At 64.9% G+C, this 20514-nt stretch carries 15 protein-coding genes and 1 pseudogene; 5 read left to right on the top strand and 11 right to left on the bottom strand.

Going from position 1 to position 20514, the window contains the following annotated elements; genetic code table 11:
• Window positions 1–117 precede the first annotated feature (117 nt).
• The gene (locus HWN72_RS20760) at window positions 118–1677 is read left to right on the top strand and encodes an inorganic phosphate transporter (protein WP_051211472.1); all 1560 of its coding nucleotides are present in this window, start codon (window positions 118–120) and stop codon (window positions 1675–1677) included.
• A 125-nt stretch (window positions 1678–1802) separates the two neighbouring features.
• Here HWN72_RS20760 and HWN72_RS20755 read toward each other — a convergent pair whose 3' ends face one another.
• The 11 genes and pseudogenes from HWN72_RS20755 to HWN72_RS20710 all read right to left on the bottom strand — a co-directional run bounded on the left by HWN72_RS20755 (window position 1803) and on the right by HWN72_RS20710 (window position 16433).
• Window positions 1803–2951: a metallophosphoesterase gene (locus tag HWN72_RS20755; protein WP_008829772.1), complete on the bottom strand. Its 1149-nt coding sequence runs from the start codon at window positions 2949–2951 to the stop codon at window positions 1803–1805.
• 63 nt (window positions 2952–3014) lie between these two features.
• Complete coding sequence (locus tag HWN72_RS20750) at window positions 3015–5990, bottom strand: TonB-dependent receptor (protein WP_211151258.1); 2976 nt, start codon at window positions 5988–5990, stop codon at window positions 3015–3017.
• A 104-nt stretch (window positions 5991–6094) separates the two neighbouring features.
• Window positions 6095–6910 carry a FecR family protein gene (locus HWN72_RS20745; RefSeq protein WP_248006195.1) on the bottom strand — a complete coding sequence of 272 codons (816 nt, stop codon included), beginning with the start codon at window positions 6908–6910 and terminating at the stop codon, window positions 6095–6097.
• 12 nt (window positions 6911–6922) lie between these two features.
• Window positions 6923–7102: pseudogene (locus tag HWN72_RS32040) on the bottom strand (FecR/PupR family sigma factor regulator); the annotation flags it as partial.
• On the bottom strand, window positions 7038–7622 hold the full coding sequence (locus HWN72_RS20740) for an RNA polymerase sigma factor (protein ID WP_172705022.1): 585 nt from the start codon (window positions 7620–7622) through the stop codon (window positions 7038–7040). The pseudogene HWN72_RS32040 and the gene HWN72_RS20740, both read right to left, overlap by 65 nt.
• A 200-nt stretch (window positions 7623–7822) precedes the next feature.
• A complete protein-coding gene (locus HWN72_RS20735; RefSeq protein WP_008829768.1) occupies window positions 7823–8647 on the bottom strand; it encodes a 2-keto-4-pentenoate hydratase in 825 nt (274 codons plus the stop codon).
• Window positions 8644–11199 (bottom strand): glycoside hydrolase family 3 C-terminal domain-containing protein, encoded by a 2556-nt coding sequence (locus HWN72_RS20730; protein ID WP_051211470.1) that lies wholly within the window; start codon window positions 11197–11199, stop codon window positions 8644–8646. The genes HWN72_RS20735 and HWN72_RS20730 overlap by 4 nt, the downstream gene beginning before the upstream one ends.
• A 37-nt stretch (window positions 11200–11236) precedes the next feature.
• Entirely contained in the window at window positions 11237–12121 is an 885-nt protein-coding gene (locus tag HWN72_RS20725) for a sugar phosphate isomerase/epimerase (protein ID WP_211151257.1), read from the bottom strand.
• A 152-nt stretch (window positions 12122–12273) separates the two neighbouring features.
• A complete protein-coding gene (locus HWN72_RS20720; RefSeq protein WP_008829765.1) occupies window positions 12274–14469 on the bottom strand; it encodes a TonB-dependent receptor in 2196 nt (731 codons plus the stop codon).
• A gap of 94 nt (window positions 14470–14563) precedes the next feature.
• Complete coding sequence (locus tag HWN72_RS20715) at window positions 14564–15166, bottom strand: nuclear transport factor 2 family protein (protein ID WP_008829764.1); 603 nt, start codon at window positions 15164–15166, stop codon at window positions 14564–14566.
• Window positions 15159–16433, bottom strand: a complete 1275-nt coding sequence (locus tag HWN72_RS20710) for an MFS transporter (RefSeq protein WP_008829763.1) — start codon at window positions 16431–16433, stop codon at window positions 15159–15161. The genes HWN72_RS20715 and HWN72_RS20710 overlap by 8 nt, the downstream gene beginning before the upstream one ends.
• A 318-nt stretch (window positions 16434–16751) precedes the next feature.
• Here HWN72_RS20710 and HWN72_RS20705 point away from each other — a divergent pair, with 318 nt between their 5' ends.
• From HWN72_RS20705 to HWN72_RS20690, 4 genes are all read left to right on the top strand, one after another.
• Window positions 16752–17444 (top strand): GntR family transcriptional regulator, encoded by a 693-nt coding sequence (locus tag HWN72_RS20705; protein ID WP_008829762.1) that lies wholly within the window; start codon window positions 16752–16754, stop codon window positions 17442–17444.
• A complete protein-coding gene (locus HWN72_RS20700; protein WP_008829761.1) occupies window positions 17441–18571 on the top strand; it encodes an amidase in 1131 nt (376 codons plus the stop codon). Before HWN72_RS20705 ends, HWN72_RS20700 begins: the two co-directional genes overlap by 4 nt.
• 65 nt (window positions 18572–18636) lie before the next feature.
• Entirely contained in the window at window positions 18637–19917 is a 1281-nt protein-coding gene (locus tag HWN72_RS20695) for a Rieske 2Fe-2S domain-containing protein (RefSeq protein WP_008829760.1), read from the top strand.
• Window positions 19914–20417: an aromatic-ring-hydroxylating dioxygenase subunit beta gene (locus HWN72_RS20690; protein ID WP_211151256.1), complete on the top strand. Its 504-nt coding sequence runs from the start codon at window positions 19914–19916 to the stop codon at window positions 20415–20417. Before HWN72_RS20695 ends, HWN72_RS20690 begins: the two co-directional genes overlap by 4 nt.
• The last annotated feature ends 97 nt before the right edge of the window (window positions 20418–20514 follow it).

Raw genomic sequence — 20514 nt, 5'->3', positions numbered from 1 at the left:
CGCCCGCGCCACTGCAACACCGCTGTCATGCGGGGGTCTTAACCAAATAGCTATCCTGCCAGGAGATAGCTTGACGTGAACGCGACTGTAACGGCCCACACCCATGCCCGCCCCGATATGGAAAAGGGCCTGGGAATCGCCGGGCAACTGGGCTTCGGCGCGGCGATCCTGGCGGCGATCGTCTATGTCGCCTACAGCGTCTATGCCGACGCCAGCGCCTCGGGCATGGCCGCCATCGCGCTGCTGCCGTTCCTGCTGCTCTTCTTGGCGCTGCTCATCGCGCTGGGCTTCGAGTTCGTGAACGGGTTTCACGATACCGCCAATGCAGTCGCCACGGTGATCTACACCAATGCCATGCCCGCCAATGTCGCGGTGGTGTGGTCCGGGTTCTTCAATTTCCTCGGCGTCCTGCTGTCCACCGGCGCGGTGGCTTTCGGGATCGTCTCGCTGCTGCCGGTCGAGCTGATCCTGCAGGTCGGCTCCAGCGCGGGCTTCGCGATGGTCTTCGCGCTGCTGATCGCCGCGATCCTATGGAACCTCGCCACCTGGTGGCTGGGCATTCCCTCTTCCAGTTCGCACACGCTGATCGGCTCGATCATCGGCGTCGGCGTCGCCAACGCGATGATGCACGGCAAGAGCGGCACCGCGGGCGTGGACTGGAGCAAGGCGACCGAGATCGGCCAGGCGCTGCTGGTCTCGCCGCTGGTCGGCTTCGGGCTGGCCGCGCTGCTGTTCCTGGCGATGAAGGTGCTGGTCCGCAACGAGGCGCTCTACCAGGAACCCAAGGGCGATACCCCGCCGCCGCTGTGGATCCGCGTGCTGCTGATCTTCACCTGCACCGGCGTCAGCTTCGCCCACGGCTCGAACGACGGACAGAAGGGCATGGGCCTGATCATGCTGATCCTGATCGGCACCGTGCCCACCGCCTATGCGCTGAACCGCGCCGTGCCGGAAAGCTACACGCAGGAATTCCACGTCGGCGCCGACAAGGCCTATGCCGCGCTCGGCGGCGGCACGACGCCGACCATGCGCCCCGCCGAAGCGCGCCGCGCCGTCACCGCCTATATCGCCGACAAGACCTACAAGCCCGAGACCACGCCCGCGATCGCTGCGCTGGTGAAGGACATCGATCGCCAGGTCGACGAATACGGCTCACTCGCCAAGGTCCCCGCCGCCGCGACCGAGAACGTGCGCAACGACATGTATCTCGCGTCCGAAGCCATCAAGCGGCTTGCCAAGGATGACACCGCAAACCTCGACGACACGCGGATCGAGGCGGTGAACGGCTTCAAGAAGTCGCTCGATGCGGGCACCCGCTTCATCCCCACCTGGGTCAAGGTGGCAGTGGCTTTCGCGCTGGGGCTTGGCACCATGGTCGGCTGGAAGCGTATCGTCGTGACGGTGGGCGAGAAGATCGGCAAGTCGCACCTCACTTATGCGCAGGGCGCTTCGGCCGAACTGGTGGCGATGGGTACGATCTTCGCGGCCGACCATCTCGGCCTGCCGGTATCGACCACGCATGTGCTGTCCTCGGGCGTGGCAGGAACCATGGCCGCCAACCGGTCGGGCCTGCAAATGAGCACCGTGCGCAACCTGCTGATGGCCTGGGTGCTGACGCTGCCTTGCTCGATCCTGCTGGCGGGCGGCCTCTACGCGGTATTCTCGATGGTCTTCTGACGGGCCGATACCCTCGCTTCGCCTGCACGGCCCCGGGGCGGCTTGACGCAGCCCCGGGGTTCGTTCGTGACGGCAGGCAGTCTCGCCTCGACCGCCATCGCGACAAGAATGACCGACGAACCGCCTTAACGGACGTTTTCCTCGTCGATCTTCTTGCCATGCACATCGAACGCTTCCATCGTCACGTGCTTCCCGTCAACGCGGAACTTGGTGTAGGCAAAAGCCGCAAGCGCTTTCTTGGTGATGCCCGGCTCGGGCCAGTCCACCTTCTCCAGCGACGCCCCTGCGCTGCCGGTCACGAAATAGTGAATGCCGTTGGCCTGAGCCCGCTGGTAGTTGTGCTCGTGACCGTTGAGCACGATCGCGTTGTACTTCTCGATCAGCGGCACCCATTCACGCTGGATGCGGAAACTGCGGTCGCGGCGCTTGTACGCAGTGGCCGTATGGACCGGCAGATGGAACGCGACGAAGATGTTGTCGGCGCCCTTGTTGGCCTCCAGATCTTCCTTGAACCAGGTCAGTTCCTCCTGCCAGAGCTTCTCCTGCTCGCTCTCCGTCGACTTGCCCGCCTGGGCCAGCCGCACCCGGTCGTACTCGCTGTCGAGCACGATGAAATGCGATGTTCCCCAGTTGAACGAATAGTAGGTCTTGGGCTGGTTGAACATGTCGTGGACCAGCGGGGCATTCGCCTCGTGGTTACCGTAGACGAGCGCAACGTTGGTCTTGCGCATGAGCGGCGCGGTGATGCGGAAGAAGTCGAACCACTCCTGCTGGTCCGGGCCGGTCTGGATGGCATCGCCCAGATGCATCACGAAATCGGGATCCTCCTTCGACATCGTCGCGATCATTTGCGAATGGATGTCGTCGCCATTGGTCTTGTCCTGCTGCTCGATCGTATTGGACACGTTGCCGTTGCGCGATTCCGCATACATCAGGAATTCGAACGGCTGGCCGACCAGCGGCGGTGTCTTGAACTTGCCCTTGCCGGCCGGCCCGGCGTCATAAGTATAGACGGTGCCGGGCTTGAGATGCGTGAACGTGGTCTTGCGCACCTCGACGGGGAAGCTGGACTGCACCTCCGTACCCTGCCGCACGGTCACGTCGGCGCCCTTTTCCAGCCACGATACGGTGACCGAGGCCGAACTGGTGTTGAGCATGACAGGCGAAGTCACGAAAGGACCGGAGACCTCGGGGTTGCGCGTCTCCTGCGCGGATGCCGCCGTTGCCAGCACGGCCGCCATCGGAAGGGCGGCATGGAACCAATGCATCTTCATGGGTAATCTCCTGAGATAATGTGATGTCTTGAAAAGCGTCCGGCGGGTTGCGTTCACCCCCGGTCAGAAGTTGAAGCGGAAGCCGCCTTCGTAACGCTGGCCGTAGCGGGCGAATTCGACCGGCCGCGATGCATCGCCGGCGTAACGCCTCAGCGGGGCGTTCAGGATGTTGGCGACATCGAAGTACACTTCGAGGCGGTCGTTGATCGCGTAGCGGCTCGAAAAGTCGAGTTGCCGATCCGCTGCGAAATAGAGGTCTCCCCCTTCGGCGGCGCTGGCGATCGCATCGACCCATGGCGAGCGGTACTGGTAGTTCAGGCGGAGCGAGACACCCGACATCTCGTAGTAGCCGCCCACGTTGTAGATCAGCTTCGAGGCGCCCGGGAACTGCACCGAGCGACCGTCGGGCGTATTCGCCTTGCCGCGATTGACGGTGACATTGGCCTGCACGCCGAAGCCGCCCATCCAGTCGGGCAGTCCGAGCGCCTGCGTGTAAGGCTCCAGCTGCTGCTGGAACACGCCTTCGATGCCGTAGAGTTCGCCGCTGCCGCCGTTGAGTGTCGTCGAATAGACGTAGCCCGAACGATCGACGCCGCCGCTGTTGAGCGCGGTGCTGTTGAAGATGCCGGTCGCGGAGAACAGGACGCCGTCGAGCTTCTTGTAAAAGCCGCCGAGGCTGATGAAACCTTGCGGCCTGGTGTACCATTCGAAGTACAGGTCCACCCCCTTCGCGCGCTCCGGGCGGGCCTGCGGGTTTCCGCCCGAAACCGTCTGGCCGGTGTCGCTATAGGTGAAGTTCGGACGCAGGATCGAGTAATCGGGACGCGCCGCGCCGGTGTTGAGCGAAAGGCGCAGCACCTTGCTGGAATCCAGGTTCACGTTGGCGTGCAGGCTGGGGAACACCAGCGTGCGGTCGTTACCCGCGAGGATAGGGGTGGACACTCCCGCCAGCGTCACGAATGCGCGGCCCTCGTTGCTGACCTTCTCCACCCGCGCACCCGCGACCACATTGCCCCAGTCGAACGTCGTCTTGAGCATGGCGAAGCCCGCGAGAACCTCTTCGCTGACCCGGTAATAGTTGGCGGTATTCGGCGCATAATCGCCCGCCGCTTCCGCTTTCGCCAGATTCGCAAGCAGGGTGTCGAGATCGAAATACCGCGCCTGATAGCCGACCGACAGGCCACCGTCATGCATGCTGTCGGTCAGCGCCGAGGCGTAATCGGTGGTTATCCCGGCTGCGGCCGCCTGCGCCGTGGACAGCTTGAGGCTGCGTTCGCGGGCGATCTTGGTACGGCGATCGTATTGCCCGCCGAACGTCAGCACGCTCTCGTGGCCTAGCAGCGACAGATTGCGCGAGAGGACGAGCTTTCCAGTGTAAGCGTCGGTCACGTCCTTCGCCTTCAGGCCCGACAGGCCCGTCAGTGTGAGCGGATAGGCGCTGACGTCGGACACCGCCCCGCCCTGCGACAGGACACCGCTCGTCGAGCGCTGGGTGGTGTACAGCGACAGGCGCGACAGCAAGGGGTTGGAATAATCGTAGCCCACGGTCACGCGGCTGCCCGCGCCCGCACCGTTGGTGCCGAAGGCGGGCGTCGCATACGTCATCGTGTTCGGAATGCTGCGATCGTCGAGCGCACGGGTATAGTTGGCCCGCCACTGCACGTTCCAGTCGCCGATCTCGTGGTCGCCGCCCAGGGTGTTGGTGCTGACGCTCTGCAGGAAATCCTTGTACGAAATGCCGATGGTCAGCGGGATGCCGTAGACAGTTCCGGCCTGCGGCGTATTGCCGGTGCAGATGTCGGCATAGCCGGTGGTGCCCGCAGCAGGCGGGGCGATAGCGGCGCAGGCCGTAGTCCCGGTCGGCAGGCGGCTTTGCTGTTCGGCCATGTTGAAGACGAAGCGGTCGCGCGCCTCGTTCTCCGTCAGCGCGGTGTAGACGGCGGAGGCGAACAGCCGGTGACGATCGTTGATGCGCCAGTCGACCCGGCCGCTGCCGGACCAGTTGGTATTGGTGAAGCGATAGAACTTGTTCGTGCTGGTCGCCGCCCAATACCGGTCCTGCGAACCCGGGCGGGTATCGCGGGCCACCTGCGCCCAGGTATTCTCGAAGTTGTCGACTAGGAAACTGCGGTGATAGTACGTGCCGGACAGCACTACCGCGATCTCGCCCACGCCGGTCTGAAAGCGATCCGACACCGTGAGTGACGTGTCCACCTCACCCTTGTTGCCGATCCGCTGGACGCCGCCGCCCAGCTTGCCTGCGACGTGCAGGCCGGGGAAATCGAAGCCCGAGCGGGTCACGATGTCGATATTGCCCGCGACGGTTTCGCCGGTCATGTCCGGGGTGACGGCCTTGCGCACGACCACCTGCGAGGCGATCGCCGCAGGAATGGTGTCGAACAGCGTCTGGCGTCCACCGGGGCTGATCACGTTGATCCCGTCGAACGACACCGTCGTCCAGTTCTTCGGTGCACCGCGCAAGTTGAGATAGCGGGCGCGGCCCTGATCGCGCTGGATGGCGACGCCGGGAATACGGCCGAGTGCCTGCGCCATGTTCTGGTCCGGCATGCGGCCGACCGAGTCCGACGCCACGACGCTGACCAGCGAATCCGATGCGCGCTGGCGGGCTAGCGCCGCAGCCTCGGATTCGGCGATGGGGTGCGCGCCGGTAACGACGATTTCCGCGGCTTCGGGCTCGACGCTCTCAGCCTTCGGGCCGGAAGCCGCCTCTCCGTCGTTTCCCGCCGCGAGCACGACGACGCTGCCGCTGTCCGAGGCCACCACCAGGCCGCTGCCCTCGATCATGCGGGCGATCGCCGCGCGGGTTTCCATCTGCCCCTGCACCGCATGGCTGCGGAAGCGGCGGGTCACCGCGTCCGGCGCGACGATCTGGATATCGGCCTGATGGGCCAAGCGCGACAGAGCCGTGCCCAGGTCCTGTGCCGGGATGTTGAAGTTTCTTACTTGCGCAAGCGCAGGCATGGCGATGGTCAGCGCGGCGATACCGATCCCCGCCGCCAACCAGGACTTCGATGTCATGAACTGTCCCCTTCACGCGCAGCGATCTGCTGCCCACGTGAAGAAGAGTTCAGGGAAATCGCTTCCCGCCATCCACCCCGGAAAAAATCATCAACGGCCCGGGTTCACTTCCGCCGGATCAGCACCGAACCGTCGCCGGACACCGCTTCCAGCCCCAGGCTGAGCGCGGCGTCGCGGGCGAAGCCGACCGGATTGTTGATCGAATAGACCCCTGAAACGCGCAAGTTCGCCACGGCGGCATCCTGCAACTCTATCCGGGTTTCGGAATAGCGGCCGAACTCCTGCGCCGCCTCGCGCAGGGAGAGGCCGTTCATGTCGACCATGCCCGAGGTCCATGCCGAAACCTGTTCCAGCGCATAAGGCGAAAGCGCCTTTTCGACGATCGCGCCGCCATCATCCAGATGGAGCATCCGCCCGGCCGTCAGGCGGTTCGCAAGCATCTTGCCGGCGCGAACGACCTCGACGATCCCTTCGGACACCACCACGCGAGTACCCGATCCGGAATTGCGCCAGACGGAAAAGCTGGTGCCGATCGCCCGGACGGTGACATCGCCCGCCAGCACCAGGAAAGGACGAGCGGCATCCTTGATGACGTCGAAGCGCGCTTCGCCGTCCAGCAGTTCGACCTTGCGCACGGCGCTGTCGAAAGCCACGGCCACCTCAGTCGCGGTGTTGAGGGTCATCGAGGATCCGTCGGCGAGCGGGTGCCGCTGGATCACGCCCTTGCCGGTGGACACCCGGCTTTTCTGCGTGAGCACGGCATAGGAAAGACCCGTACCCACCACGGCCAGCGCCATCGTGCTGCCGCCGATCAGCATCTGCCGTCGATCCATGCCGAACGACGGCATCCGCCATGTCCGGCCCCGGTCGGGATCGAACGCAGGTCCCAGCGCGGCGGCCTTGTCCAAATAGAGATTCATCGCGCTCGCACGCGCCAGTGCCCCGGCGTGGCGGGGGCTTGCCGCCATCCATGTATCGAGAGCATGTTGATCATCCGGGCTCAGCGGAGCCCGGTCGATCCTGGCCACCCAAGCCGCAGCAATTTCATCAATGGCGTTCGGAGGAGGAGCCACCAACGACCTCTCCCCATGCCGGGTCCGCGATTCGATCATCTCCCAATGATGTCGCCAATCGCCGGTTTCCGCCACGTCCAATCGCTCCGGAGAGCAATATGATCGCCTTTGCCATATGTTTTTCCACGGTATTTTCGGAAATACCCATCTCCGCCGCAACCTGCCGCTGCGACAGACCATGCAACTTTCGCAGCACGAAGGCCTGCCGGCACTTGAGCGGCAGTTGCTCGATCATGGCGCCGAGCCGCTTCAGTTCCTGACGATCGGCCACCACCACCTCGGGGCCAGGGCGATCGCAAGGAACCTGAAGGCTTTCGGCTTCCGCGAACCGATCCATCTCGACGACACGGCCCTTGCGCAAGCTCTTGAGCATCACCGATTTCGCTACGGTGAACAGATAGTTGCGCGGCGCCGCAATATGATCGACGGCCTGCATACCGGCGAGAATTGCGTAAGATTCCTGGACCACGTCATCGACATCCGAAGGCGGCAGACGCGTGGCGAGCCAGCGGCGCAAGTCCGGTTCGTGCGGGATGATCTCCCGCGCGATCCACTGCATCCGGGAGGGAGAGAAGACAGGCATGGGCGCCGCCTATCGGCTCGATGTGACAGGGGCGCTACGATCGCGGCATTGACACCGCAAAACCATGTGATGCCGAGCGGTCTGAACGGCAGCGCCGTTGCCCGGATATTGCCGCAAGCGATCAGAATGCGATGACGTCAGGTCGGATTATCCATGCAAGGCACAGTGATCGCGTTCTAGACGTCCATATCGGAACGATCTTGCGCATGGACCCGGCAAACGAGACGTCCGTGCCCATGGAACGTCGCTTCCCAGCATTGGCCTGTCGCGACCTCGTGCACGCCGGTCACGGCCCCTGTCGATACGAACTGCCCCTTGCGAAGCGGCATGCCGAATGCGTGTAGCTGCTCGAGGGCAAAAGCCATGGCAGCCATCGGACCTCCGGGCAGCGCCGAGGCTTCGGCGGTCCTGACCTCGCTGCCGTCGACCGAACTGGTCACGGTAACATCGTCGAGCATCGGACCGGGCATCAGCGTCGTGAGCGGCCCGACGATCTGCCCCGCGTTGTTGCCGAAGGCGGCGATCGACGCCGTGGTGGGCAACGCCCCGATCCCAGTTACGGGACTGCCCGCGAGTTCGATGCCGGTGTGAATGGCACCGACGAGTTCCGCCGCGCCCGCGCGCGTCCACGCCGCGACGTGCGGTGGCTGGTCGGCGCTGGCGAAGGCCACCAGTTCTGCCTCGAACGCGCCGCTTCCATCCGGGATCAGACGAAACACGCTCGTTCGGCCATCCTCGACATGGACGACATCGCGCGCGAACACCGGCCCTATGAAGCGATCGACGCCGTAGCGTTCGCTCAAGCGGGCGTCGAGGCGACCGACTTTCCAGCCCGCGATCGCATCATCCCATCCCTCTATGGCGCAGCGCTGGATGGCATAGGCCGCATCGAGCGTGTCCGGCACGGCCTCCGGAAACAGCGGCAGGGCTACCTGCCGCCGCCGCGCATCGATGAGCGCGGCGGCGATGCTGCGAACCTGCGCGAGGGCTGCCACGCTCAACGCGTCCACTGCACCGAAAGCGGCAGCACGCGCGACGATCCGCCGACGAAGGCCTTGTAGGTCCCGTTCTCGACCTTCCAGTCGTTCGCCGCAGTATCCCATATCCGCAAGTCGGCGTCCGTCAGGTCGAACGAGATGCGCTGGGTCTGGCGGGGCTTCAGCTCGACGCGCTCGAAACGCTTCAGCTGGCGCTGCGGCTCGCCCGCGGCCTGCGGGAACGCGAGGTAGAGCTGCGCGATTTCCGCGCCCGCCACCTTGCCCGTGTTGCGCACGGTGAAGCTGACCCGCCAGCCCTTGTCTGCCTTGACCAGCTTCATGCCGCCATAGGCGAAACTGGTGTAGGAAAGGCCGTGGCCGAAGGGGAACAGCGGTTCGATCGCCTTGTCGTCATACCAGCGATAGCCGACCAGCAGGTCCTCGCTGTAATGCGCCTCTAGGTTTTTGCCGGGGAACGTCGCGAAGGTCGGGTTGTCCTCGATCCGCCTGGGGAACGTGACCGGCAGCTTGCCCGATGGGTTGGTGCGGCCGGTCAGCACGTTCGCTTCTGCGTTGCCGACCTCGCCGCCCAGGAACCAGCCCTCGACAATCGCCGAGACCTTGTCCTTCCACGGCATCTCAACCGGCCCGCCGGTGTTGAGCACGACGATGGTGCGCTGGTTCGCGGCCGCGACCGCTTCGACCAGCTTGTCCTGCTCGCCGTAGAGCTTCAGGTTGGGACGATCGGCCTCCTCGCTTTCAGAGGTCACCGAGCTGCCGACGAACACGATCGCCGCATCCGCGCCCTTCGCCGCCTCGACCGCCTGCGCGATGGAGCCGACCGGCTGCTGGATGCCCAAGCGATAGGCCAGGTTCCAGTGCCGGGCGGGCATGAAGTCCATGCGGAACGGATAGGCGCGGCCGGCCTCCAGATGCACGCTGGTCCGGCGCTCCCGCCAGCCGAAGCCGCCGAACAGCGGCGAGGGCGAGTTGGGCTGTGACGGCGCGATGACCGGCTTGCCGTCCACCCACACGCTGGTGTTGCCCCGGTCGATCATGCTGAAATCATAGTCGCCGGTGGTGGGCGGCCAGAAGTAGCCGGTCCACTGCATGACGACCTTGTTCCCGGCATCCTCCGACAGTTCCGGGCCGAAGTAGAAGCGCATGAAGACGTCGTCGGTCATCGTGCGCACCGGGGCGCCGTCCATGCTGCCGCTGGTCCACAGCTTCTGCGTCAACCCCTGTTCGTGGCGGTCGGCGGTGGTCGAGAACATGCGCGGGTCGGCCATCGCCGCGAAGCGATCGTTGGTGACGCCGATGGCGTGATCGATCCGGGCCTTGGGCAGCGCCGCCCTCAGCCCTTCCAGCGGCGTGGTGACGCGGATGGCGGTGACTTCGGAACTGCCCCCGCCCTGGATCATGCGGGCATCGGCGTTCGGGCCGATCACCGCGATCCGGCGGATCTTGGCCGGATCGAGCGGAAGCGCATGGCCGTCGTTCTTGAGCAGGGTGATCGCCTGCTCGGCGGCAGCCAGCGAAGTGGCGCGGTGTTCTACGCTGTCCACCTTGTCCTGCGGCCGCAGTGTCCAGCCGTCCATCCGGCCCGAGCGAATGATCAGGCGCAACATGCGCGACACCGAATCGTCGAGCGTCGCCAGGGACACGTCGCCGCGTCGCACCGCCGCGACCATGTCCTTGCCGAAGAACTTGGCCGGCGCGGGCATCTCGAAGTCCAGTCCGGCATTGATGGCAGGCGCGGTGGAATGGGTTGCGCCCCAGTCCGAAATGACGACGCCGGGATAGTGCCAGTCGCCCTTGAGGACATCGCGCAGGAGCCACTTGTTCTCGGTCGAATAGAAGCCGTTGACCTTGTTGTAGGCCGCCATCATCAGCCCCGGGTCGGTTTCCTTCACCACCGCCTCGAAGCCGGGCAGATAGACCTCGCGCAGCGCCCGCTGCGAGACGATGACGTTGACGGTCTGGCGATCGGTTTCCTGGTTGTTCACCGCCAGATGCTTGGCGGTGGCCATGACGCCGGTGGACTGGAGGCCCTTGACCCAGCCCACTGCCATGCGGCCGCTGAGGTAGGGGTCCTCGGAATAATATTCGAAGTTGCGACCGCCCACCGGCACGCGCTGGATGTTGAGGCCGGGGCCCTGGACGATCGAATAGTCGAGCGCGCGAGCTTCCTCTCCGATGGCTTCACCCACCCGGCTTGCCATCGCGGGGTTCCAGGTAGCCGCCATCGCGGAACTGGCCGGGAACGAGGTGGCTTTGTATGTTTCGTTGGCGCGGATACCATTGGGGCCATCGGCCATGCGCACGGCCGGAATGCCCAGACGCGGCACCGCGGCGGTCGCAATGCGCGATCCACCAGCGAGAAGCGACACTTTCTCCTCCAGCGTCAGTTCGCCCAGCAGACTTTTCACCCGCGCGGCGATCTCCTGCTCCGAAGGGGCGGCAGTCGCGGCGACGGTCTGGGCCGCCGCAGGCATCATCCCGATCGGGCTTGCGAGCGCCGAGGCGAGCAGCAACGCGGCGGCGCGGCGGCGCGGCGATCGGGATCTGGAGGTCATGGGCATCGGGATCTTCCTATGGAATGATGACTTTGCGTCAGGTCGGCAAGGCAGCCAGATACGAATGGGCACGCGCCGCGATTCCGGCGGGATCTTCTTCGTATGGCGGATCTTGTTCGAAGAAATAGTGCACCGCGCCCGCCTTCCGGGCGACAGGCAGGATCTCTCGCCAGTCCAGCACACCAAGGCCGAGCGGTGCGGACTTCTGAACGAAGGCATAATCGGGGGTGGCGGCGGCCACGTCCTTGACATGAAGCTGGGTGAAACGCCCCTGATGAGCGCGCAGCAACGCTATCGGGTCACGCGCGGCCGCCGCGACCCATCCCACGTCCAATTCGAAATCGACGCAGGCCGGATCGGTTTCGCCCAGCAGGATGTCCATCCCGCAACCGCCTTCGGGCAGCGGCGCGAATTCGGCGTTGTGGTTGTGATAGCCGATGCGCAAGCCCTCGCGTGCGAGCATCGCGCCGGTCCGGTTGAGGAAGTCGGCATTGCGGCGCCACGCACCGGCATCCATCAGATTGCCGATGCGTGCCACGTATTTGCGCAAACGCTCGTCAGGGAGCCTCGCCGGAGCGTCGTCGGGAAATCGAAACGAGGCCAGCGTCAAGGTACGGGCGCCGATGGCCTGCGCATCGCCAACCAGAGCGCCGAGCGGACCGTCGAAGCTGGGCGCATCGTCGCCGCGACTGCGCCCCTGCACGTGGATGCTGGGGCACGAAAGGCCCGCGGCCCGCAGCATCGCCGCGATCGTACCACCCGAGCGGCCATAGAGATTGGCTATCTCCACTTCGCGGTAACCCATGCTCGCCACGGCCCGCAGCGTACCTTCGAGATCGGTCCGGGCCTGTGCGTCCAGCATGAACAACTGGAGACCGAGCTCTGCCCCGGCAGTCCCGAAGAAATGCGGGGGAGCCGCCATGGCAGGCAAAGGCAACCCCGCCGCAAATGCGGCTTTGCCGATCGCGATCAGACAATGACGCCGGTTGAGCATGACGGTTGGGTACTCTCTGGTCTGCAAAGGCGTGACGGCGCCCGGGTTGGGTGGAGAATGCTCCGGGCGCCGTCGTTCGGTCAGAACTTCATGCCTGCCCGAACACCGTAGACCCGCGGCTGCGAGACATAGACACGGCCCGCGCCATAGCCCGAGAACTGCACCGAGTTCTCGATGTTCTTGATGAAAGCGCTGATATAGTACGCATCATCGGGCGCATTGTACGCGATGTTCGCGTTGCTCTTCATATAGCTCGGGTTACGGAACTGCGTTCCATTGCCGAAATAGGTGACATAGTAGTCATCGCTGATCATCGTATCGACATGCGCCGCAATGTCGCCACCGTTGCCGAGCGGGAACGTGTGCGTGTAGCCCGCCGTCACCACCCAGTTGGGCGAGTTGTCGAGCGGACGCCCGGCGAAATCGACCGTCGTGGTGGGACGATACTCCGTATAGTGCCCATCGAGGTAGTTGATCGACAGATCGACGCGATCCTGCGAGGTCGGGATCAGTGTGAACTGCGTCTCGATGCCCTTGATCGTCGCCTTGCCGGCATTGAGCGTCGTCAGGCCGATCAGGCCCGGCGAACTGAGCTGCATGTTGGTGTAGTCATAATAAAAGCCCGCGAGGCTGAACGTGATCATGCGGTTCAGAGCCTTGCCCTTCACGCCGACCTCGTAGGCGGTCAGTTCTTCCGGGTTGTAGTACAGGTTGACCACCGGGCTGGTGCAGCCCGGCGAACCGGCCGCGCAGCCGTCGTTGAAGCCGCCGGCCTTGTAGCCGGTCGATACGGTGCCGTACGTCAGGATGTCCGGCGTGACATCGTATTCCGCGCCGGCCTTCCAGGTCAGCTTGGAGTCCGTGCGCGCGGCATCGTTGATCGACGAGAGGACATTGGTGTCCGCGCCGATGACCGAGGAACTGCGATCGTAGATCGTCGCACCTAGGCGCGATTTCTGATCGTGCGAATAGCGCAGGCCGCCGGTCAGGCGCAGCCCCTTGACCACCTCGTAAGTCGCCTGGCCGAAGGCCGCCTTCGATTCCGCTTCGACCGGCCCCTGCTGGAAGGTATAGAGCGGGAAGCCCGCATAGCCATGCAGAACCGTGTCCGCGTAGTCGGACTTCTCCTTGAAGTAGTAAAGGCCCGCAACTGCCGTCAGCGGTCCGTCGCCGGAAGTGGCGAGGCGCAGTTCCTGCGAATTCGACTTGTTCTTGGTGTACTGGTACTGCTCGGCGTAGCGGTTCGCGTTGTAGTTGACGTAAGTGCTGCGCTGGTCCTGGTCGAAGATGCGGTAGGAACCGAGATACGTCAGGTTCACCGGACCGAAATCCCACTTCGCTTCGGCCGTGACGCCGTAGATCTTATTGTCCTGATAGGGGTCGCTGACGACCGGATAATTGACCGTGCGCGCCTCGCTCGACGAGGGATGCAGGTACACCGGACTGGTCGTGGTGGCCGCGCCGTAGAAGTTGGCCATGGTGACAGCCTGCGTGCCCGCGCCGCCCTGATGGGTGTAGTCACCTACGATATAAAGCTCGCCCTGGTCGTCGCTGCCGAACTTGGCATCGAGGCTCAGGCGCCCGGCATATTCGTCCTGGTCCTGCCCGAGCTTGTGGTCGCCGACGCCGGTTCCCGCGATCAGGTAGCTATCATGCTTGTTGTAGGCGCCGGCGGCGCGCACGGCGATGCGGTCGCTCAACGGCACGTTGACCATCGCATCGACGCGGTAGGTATCGTAGTTCCCGTATTCGGCATTGACCGCCGCCGCGAACTTGTCGGTCGAAGGACGGTTGGCGATGATATTGACGACACCCGCCGTCGCATTGCGACCGTAGAGCGTGCCCTGCGGTCCGCGCAGAACCTCGACGCGGCCGATGTCGTAGAATGCACCCGAAAGCATCTGCGGGCGAGCCACATAGACGCCGTTGAGCATGAAGGCTGCCGAGGGATCGCCCTTTTCCGTACCGTCGGCGCTGGATACGCCGCGGATGGTCACCTGCAGACCGTTCGCCTGATCGATGCGCACGGTCGGAATGACGGTAGCAAGGTTCGATGCATCGGTGATGCCCGCGCTCTTGAGCTGGTCGCCGGTCGCCGCGCTGATCGACAGCGGCGCCTTCGACAGCAGTTCGGGGCGCTTCTGGGCCGTGACGATGATGTCACCGCCGGCCTGCTCGTCGGCCGCAGCGGGCGCTTCCTGCGCGCTGGCGGGCAGCGTGAACATCAGAGACGTGGCAAGGAACGTGCCTCGCAGATACAATGCAGCCTTCGTCATGGTAACCCTCATGGTAAAGTGAATGGGAGCACCGGCGAGCATCTTGCTTCTCCCGGCACGATAGTTCCTGCGGCAAATTCGGTTTCGGCGGTGGTCAGCCTGCGCCGGATATTTCCAGCGCGGGCCTTGCGATGAGTGAACTCCACCAGTTGTCCGGCAGAGCGGCGATGAAGAGATTTTCGGTGCGATAGTGCGCGATCAGCCATTCGCCGCCGACCTGCTCGAACGCGACGTTGAGGCGGCTGGAGCGCAGCAGCGAGCCGCCTGCGGCATCGACCCAGGGCTGGAACTGGACCCAGTCGCCGGTGACCCTGTCGCCCGTGGCCTCGAGGCTTTCGGTGCACAGGTAATGCGTATTGAAGACCTGCACGGGTTCGCGCTGCGTATAGAAGTTCAAGAAATGCGCGGCGATCGCCTCGCGCCCGACCTGGCTGCCGAACTGCGCGCCATGCGCACCGCCCACGCCTTCCCAGATCGCATCGGGCGTGAACAGCGCCGCGATGGCCCGGGCCCGCTCCTCCTCGCTCGCCCCGGCCATGAGGCGTGGCACGTCGCACAGGCGCATGTAGCGGCCCAGCGTGCGGCGCGCTCCGGCCTCGGCCTGGAGCAGCGCCACGTCCGCGCGAAGCTGGTTCAGCTCGGCCTGCAATTCGCAAATCTGCCCGATGGCGGCATCGGTCCCGGACGATTCAGACATCACGCGCCTCCCGGACGAGCGCGGCGGCGCTGCGCAAGGGCTGCCAGGCCAACAGCATGGCGACGATGCACACCGCTGCCAGCGACAGGTGGACTTTTGCCGGATCACGCAGGACCTTGTCGGTCAGCAGCGCTACCAGGCTCACCCCGCCGGTCTGGCCGATGAGGTTGGCGATGAGCAGGAACAGCGCGGTAATCTGCGCTCTGACACGCGGCGGCACGCTGGTCTGCAACGACTGCGATGCATGGACGAGCGGCCAGGGCGCAACGAACAGCGCCATCGCCGTACCGAGCATCAGCATCGGCCCGCTCCCGGCGACGGCGATGATCACCATCGCGGGCACCATGACCAGCATGCCGATGATCGCCGCACGCAGAGGCGCACTGCGCCCATAGGCGGCGGACAGGCGATCGGCCAGCCAGCCTGCGGTCAACGTCCCCAGCGGGCAACAGACCAGGACGAGCGCGCCCGCGGTCAGCCCCAAATGCGCGGCATCCAGTCCGAGCCGCCGCCCCAGCATCGCCGGCAGCCACGCCATGATCGAGAAGAATGCCGCCGCAAGCGCGGTGAACCCGCAGTAGTGCCGCACGAGGAAGGCGCGCTGCGGCTTGAGCTGTGCCCAGGCTGCTGCCAATGACACGCGATCTGCCGCCGTATTGCGGCGCGGATCGCGCACCCCGAAGAGGATCACCGGCGCAAGCACGAGGCCCGGCAGGCCGACGATCACGAACATCTGCTTCCAGACGGCCAGATCGCCGAACAGCGGCAGGCCTGCGCCGGGGCGCGACAGCATCGCGACCAGCCCGCCACCAAGCAGGTAGGCCGTCGCCGCGCCGAACTGGGAGCCCATGGAAAACAACGCGATCGCGCGGCCCAACATGGCGGGCGCGACGATGTCGGCGATCAGCGAATAGGCCGCAGGCGTCAGCGCGGCTTCGCCGACGCCGACAAGGATGCGCGCGATGAAGATGTGGCCGTAGCTGTCTGCCAGCCCCGACGCGATCGTCGCCAGGCTCCAGCACAGGATGCCCGCTCCGATGACCCGGTTGCGCCGAAAGGTGTCCGAGGCCCAGCCCAGCGGCACTCCGGCGACGGCGAAGAACACGGAGAACGCCAGCCCCGTCAGGAAACTGAAGCGCAAGTCGTCGATCTGGAGGTCGGCCTTGATCGGTTCGATCAGCAGCGCAAGGATTTGCCGGTCCACATACGACAGCAGGTATACCACCGTCAGCAGCCCGACGATGACCCAGGCACCGCGCGTTTGCATCGACGATGGTGCCTGAGGCGGGAATGCCGATGGGATTGGATCGACTTGCATAAGCGCACTGTCCCTGAACTTCGCTCAGCCACCGCCGCCCGAAGCCAACACGCAAGCCGAAAGGCATGCATGTTTTGCCATGGTCATTGTTGCGGCCGTTGAAGGGCTTCGATTCGCTTGCGCCACTCGTTGCGGTAGCGCGATATCTGCATACCGTTCTCATTCGAAAATTGATCCATGTCAAACCAAAAATGTATAAATGCGTCAAATATGGTTGCATGATGAAATATACGTGCGTAAAGTGTATGCACTTAGCGCGAGGTGTTCATGACCGCTTTCCTCCCCGAAGATGCTGAAAAAGGCAGCAATGCCGAAGAGGCTTACGCCGAGGTTCTCGGCCGCCTGCGCCTGGGATTGATCGCCCCCGGCGACCGCATCGTGGACAAGGCGCTTGCTGCGGAACTGGGAATGTCGCGCATGCCGGCTCGCGAAGCCCTGCTGCGGCTGGTCCACGAAGGTTACCTTGTCGGTTCGACGAGAGGCTTTAGACTGCCGACGCCGAGCAACGCGGACATTCTGGAGATCTTCGAGATCCGCAAGATGCTCGAGCCTCGCGCGGCGGCAATGGCTGTGGTCGAGATGACTCCGGAGAGCTTGGCCACGCTCGAGGCTGCATTCGCGGACGCGCAGAAAGCCTACGAGAAAGACGACATGATGGCGCTGTTCAACGCCAACGTCGCGTTTCGCGAGGCGTGGCTGGCGGTGGTGCCCAACGTGCGCCTGGTGGCGATGATCCACAGGCACTTCGACCAAGTCAACGCGGTCCGCCTGGCCACCTTGCACGACAAGGAGACGCGGGCGATCTCGGTGACGATCGCCAGCACGCTGCTGGCGGGCTTCCGCCGCCGCGACTCGCTCTACGTCTACGAGCAGATGCTCAGCTTCATCGAGAACGCGCGGCTGCGCTTCGTCGCGCTTAACCCCTTCGATGAACTTGGCCTGGGGAGTGAAGACAAGTGACCGACGAATTTGGTGCCGTCGCGCGGAAACTCGATATCGGCGACGGCCCGGTGCGCGTGCTGGTCAAGGATTGCCTCGACATCGCGGGCTACCCGACGTTCCAGGGCAGCGCGGTCATGGCGGATACCGCGCCGGCAGCCGATGACGCCGAGGTTGTCCGGCGCCTGCGCCGGGACGCTTCGCTGACCATCGTGGGCAAGGCCAACATGCACGAATTCGCATTCGGCGTGACCGGCGCCAATGCCTGGGCGGGCACGCCCGTCAATCCTCGCTGGCCCGATCGCATTCCCGGCGGCTCGTCGAGCGGCTCGGCCGTGGGCGTGGCGGCGGGCATCGCCGATATCGCGATCGGTACTGACACCGGCGGCTCGGTCCGCATGCCCGCCGCCTGCTGCGGGCTGGTCGGCTTCAAGCCCAGCTTCGGTCTCGTCAGCCGCGAGGGCGCTCATCCGCGCGAGAGTACGCTGGACTGCGTCGGCGTCTTCGCCACGAAAATCGATGACGTCGAGCGCACCATGGCCACGATCGTCGAACAGTGGCCGACCGAGGAAGCCCCTGCCGCGCTGCGGATCGGCGTGCTCGACGTCGAGGCGGACGGCGAAGTGCGCGCGGCGTTCGCGACGGCCATGACCCGCTTGGGCGACGTCGAGACGTGCCGCGCGAATTCGTTCGTGGATGCCTTCACAGCGGGAATCACGGTCATGGGCGCCGAAACCTGGACCGCGATCGGCGAGCATGTCGATCACCCGGGCATGGGCGAGGACGTACGCGCCCGGGTTCGCGCGGGCAGCATGGTACGCCCCGAAGACCTGATCCAAGCCGAAGCCATCCGCGCCCGGTTCGCCGCCGAGATCGATGCACTGCTCGATCGGTTCGACGTGCTGCTTCTGCCGACCCTGCCGGTGGTCCCGCCGACGATCGAGGAAGCCGCCGACCCGCGCACCTGCGTACCGCTCACCCGGCTGGTACGCCCCTTCAACTTGTCCGGCCACCCGGCTGTGACGCTGCCGCTGCTGTCCGATCGCGGGCTGCCGGTCGGTCTCCAGATCGTCGGCCGCATGAACGGCGACGCCCGGCTTTGCGCCTGCGCGCGCGAAATCGAGAAGCGGCTCACCGCCGCAAGCTGAGTTCGAAGATAGAGGCCCGCCGATCGCAATCGCGGTCTGCGGGCCTTCATAACAAGGGAAAATCCATGACCACGACGACCTCCCGGGGCGGCGTCGCGATCGACTGCGGACACCTCGTCCGCGACGACCGCGTCCATACCTCGCTCTACAAGGATCCGGCGATCTTCGATCAGGAGCTGGACCGGATCTTCCGGAACACCTGGGTCTGGGTCGCGCATGAAAGCGACGTGCCCAAGGCCAACACCTTCAAGACCTCGTGGGTCGGTGACCAGCCGGTCATCGTCACGCGCGACAAGACGGACACCATCCACGTCCTGCTCAACCGCTGCCGCCACCGCGCCGCGAGTGTGTGCGAGAAGAAGAAGGGCAAGTCGAGCGTCTTCGTCTGCCCTTACCACGGCTGGAGCTACGGCGTGGACGGCGCGCTGCGCAAGGTGCCGCACGCCTCGGGTTACCAGAGCGAGCCGGAAAAGGCGGAGTTGAGCCTCGTCTCGCTGCGCGTCGAAACTTACAACGGCATGATTTTCGCCACCTTCAAGGATGACATCGAGCCGCTCGCCGAATTCCTCGGCCCCGCGAAGAAGTGGATCGATCTGTTCATGAAGCAGGGGGCGGGCTTCGGCGTGAAGACGCTGGGCGAACACAAGTTCCGCTTTCCCGGAAACTGGAAGATCCAGCTCGAGAACACGACCGACGCCTACCACTTCCCGATCGTCCACAAGACCTTCCTCGACAGCCTCGATGCGGAGACCGAGAATATCTTCGACGTGCTGGGCCATGGCGGCTGGGTAGAGAACCTCGGCAACGGGCACTCCGTCATGGTGATGATCCCCGATCTCATCGACCTTGAGGACAATCTCGAGGCACCGATCCCCGATCGCTTCGCCGACCTGGCGGCCGAACTGGTGGCCGAAGGCCACGACGACGCGACCGTGCGCCGCGTGGTGCGCGCGGTGGGCGGCACCGGGTTCAACCTCAACCTGTTCCCCAATGTCGCCTGCTCGATGGCGTTCTTCCGCGTGCTGCGCCCGGTGGCCGTGGACGAGACCGAGATTACTCACGTCGCCATCGGCATGGATGAGGGCCCTGTCGCGGGCAACCGCATGCGCCTGCGCCTGCACGAACACTTCCAGGGACCGATGGGCTTCGGCACGCCTGACGACGCCGAGGGCTGGGAGCGCGTCCAGCGCGGTGCAGCGGCGGGCGATGATCTGTGGATCATGGTCAACCGAGGAGTCGATGCGCCCGAGGGGGTAGCCGAAGCCGGCCACGATGCAGGCGACGTCAGCGCCGAAACCGGCATGCGTGCCGCCTATCAGCAGTGGAAGAGGATGATGACGGCATGAGCACCGAGGCGATGACCGCAACCGTCGATGCCGCCGAAGCCTTCGGCGCCATGCAGTTCATCTGGCGCGAGGCCGAGATTCTCGACCGGCTCGACTACAAGGCATGGCTGCCGCTGTGGTCGCAGGACGGCCTCTACATCATTCCCACCGAGTTCGGCGTGAAGGACCACGCCGATGCGCTCAACGTCGCCTATGATGACGCCGAAATGCGCGAGGCTCGCGTGAAGCGGCTGCGCAGCGGCTTCTCCATGTCTGCCTCACCGCCGGCGCGGACGGTTCGCACGATCTCGCGCTTCGTGTTCGAGCGGGACGGCGACGTTCTCGTCGTGCGCTCGGCGATGCAGATCGCCGAATACAAGTTCGAACGGCTGAGCACGATCGCCGCCGATGTCGAGCACCATCTCGAAGCGGCCGAAGACGGCCAGTGGCGGATCGGGCGCAAGGTCGTCACGCTCGTCAATGCCGACGATTACCTGCACGGCATCGGATATCTGTTCTAACCGGTGAGGGACGGCTGGAACCGGCAAGTGTCGGAGGCCGTGCGGTTTGCCGTCGGCACCCGATACTTGCCGGATTTCCGCAGGACGCGCTTCCTTC

The organism is Novosphingobium sp. HR1a (genome assembly GCF_015594425.1).
Classification (GTDB): Bacteria; Pseudomonadota; Alphaproteobacteria; order Sphingomonadales; family Sphingomonadaceae; genus Novosphingobium; species Novosphingobium resinovorum_A.
The sequence above is the reverse complement of the archived record's forward strand: the minus strand, read 5'-3'. Positions and strand labels throughout refer to the sequence as shown.

Excerpts from the sequence above, each read along its gene's own strand:
- HWN72_RS20730 (WP_051211470.1), bottom strand. The coding sequence starts at position 11,199 with ATGACCTCCAGATCCCGATCGCCGCGCCGCCGCGCCGCCGCGTTGCTG.
- HWN72_RS20690 (WP_211151256.1), top strand. The coding sequence starts at position 19,914 with ATGAGCACCGAGGCGATGACCGCAACCGTCGATGCCGCCGAAGCCTTC.
- HWN72_RS20755 (WP_008829772.1), bottom strand. The coding sequence starts at position 2,951 with ATGAAGATGCATTGGTTCCATGCCGCCCTTCCGATGGCGGCCGTGCTG.
- HWN72_RS20720 (WP_008829765.1), bottom strand. The coding sequence starts at position 14,469 with ATGACGAAGGCTGCATTGTATCTGCGAGGCACGTTCCTTGCCACGTCT.
- HWN72_RS20695 (WP_008829760.1), top strand. The coding sequence starts at position 18,637 with ATGACCACGACGACCTCCCGGGGCGGCGTCGCGATCGACTGCGGACAC.
- HWN72_RS20705 (WP_008829762.1), top strand. The coding sequence starts at position 16,752 with ATGACCGCTTTCCTCCCCGAAGATGCTGAAAAAGGCAGCAATGCCGAA.
- HWN72_RS20725 (WP_211151257.1), bottom strand. The coding sequence starts at position 12,121 with ATGGCGGCTCCCCCGCATTTCTTCGGGACTGCCGGGGCAGAGCTCGGT.
- HWN72_RS20745 (WP_248006195.1), bottom strand. The coding sequence starts at position 6,910 with ATGAATCTCTATTTGGACAAGGCCGCCGCGCTGGGACCTGCGTTCGAT.
- HWN72_RS20740 (WP_172705022.1), bottom strand. The coding sequence starts at position 7,622 with ATGCAGTGGATCGCGCGGGAGATCATCCCGCACGAACCGGACTTGCGC.
- HWN72_RS20750 (WP_211151258.1), bottom strand. The coding sequence starts at position 5,990 with ATGACATCGAAGTCCTGGTTGGCGGCGGGGATCGGTATCGCCGCGCTG.
- HWN72_RS20760 (WP_051211472.1), top strand. The coding sequence starts at position 118 with ATGGAAAAGGGCCTGGGAATCGCCGGGCAACTGGGCTTCGGCGCGGCG.
- HWN72_RS20710 (WP_008829763.1), bottom strand. The coding sequence starts at position 16,433 with ATGCAAACGCGCGGTGCCTGGGTCATCGTCGGGCTGCTGACGGTGGTA.
- HWN72_RS20715 (WP_008829764.1), bottom strand. The coding sequence starts at position 15,166 with ATGTCTGAATCGTCCGGGACCGATGCCGCCATCGGGCAGATTTGCGAA.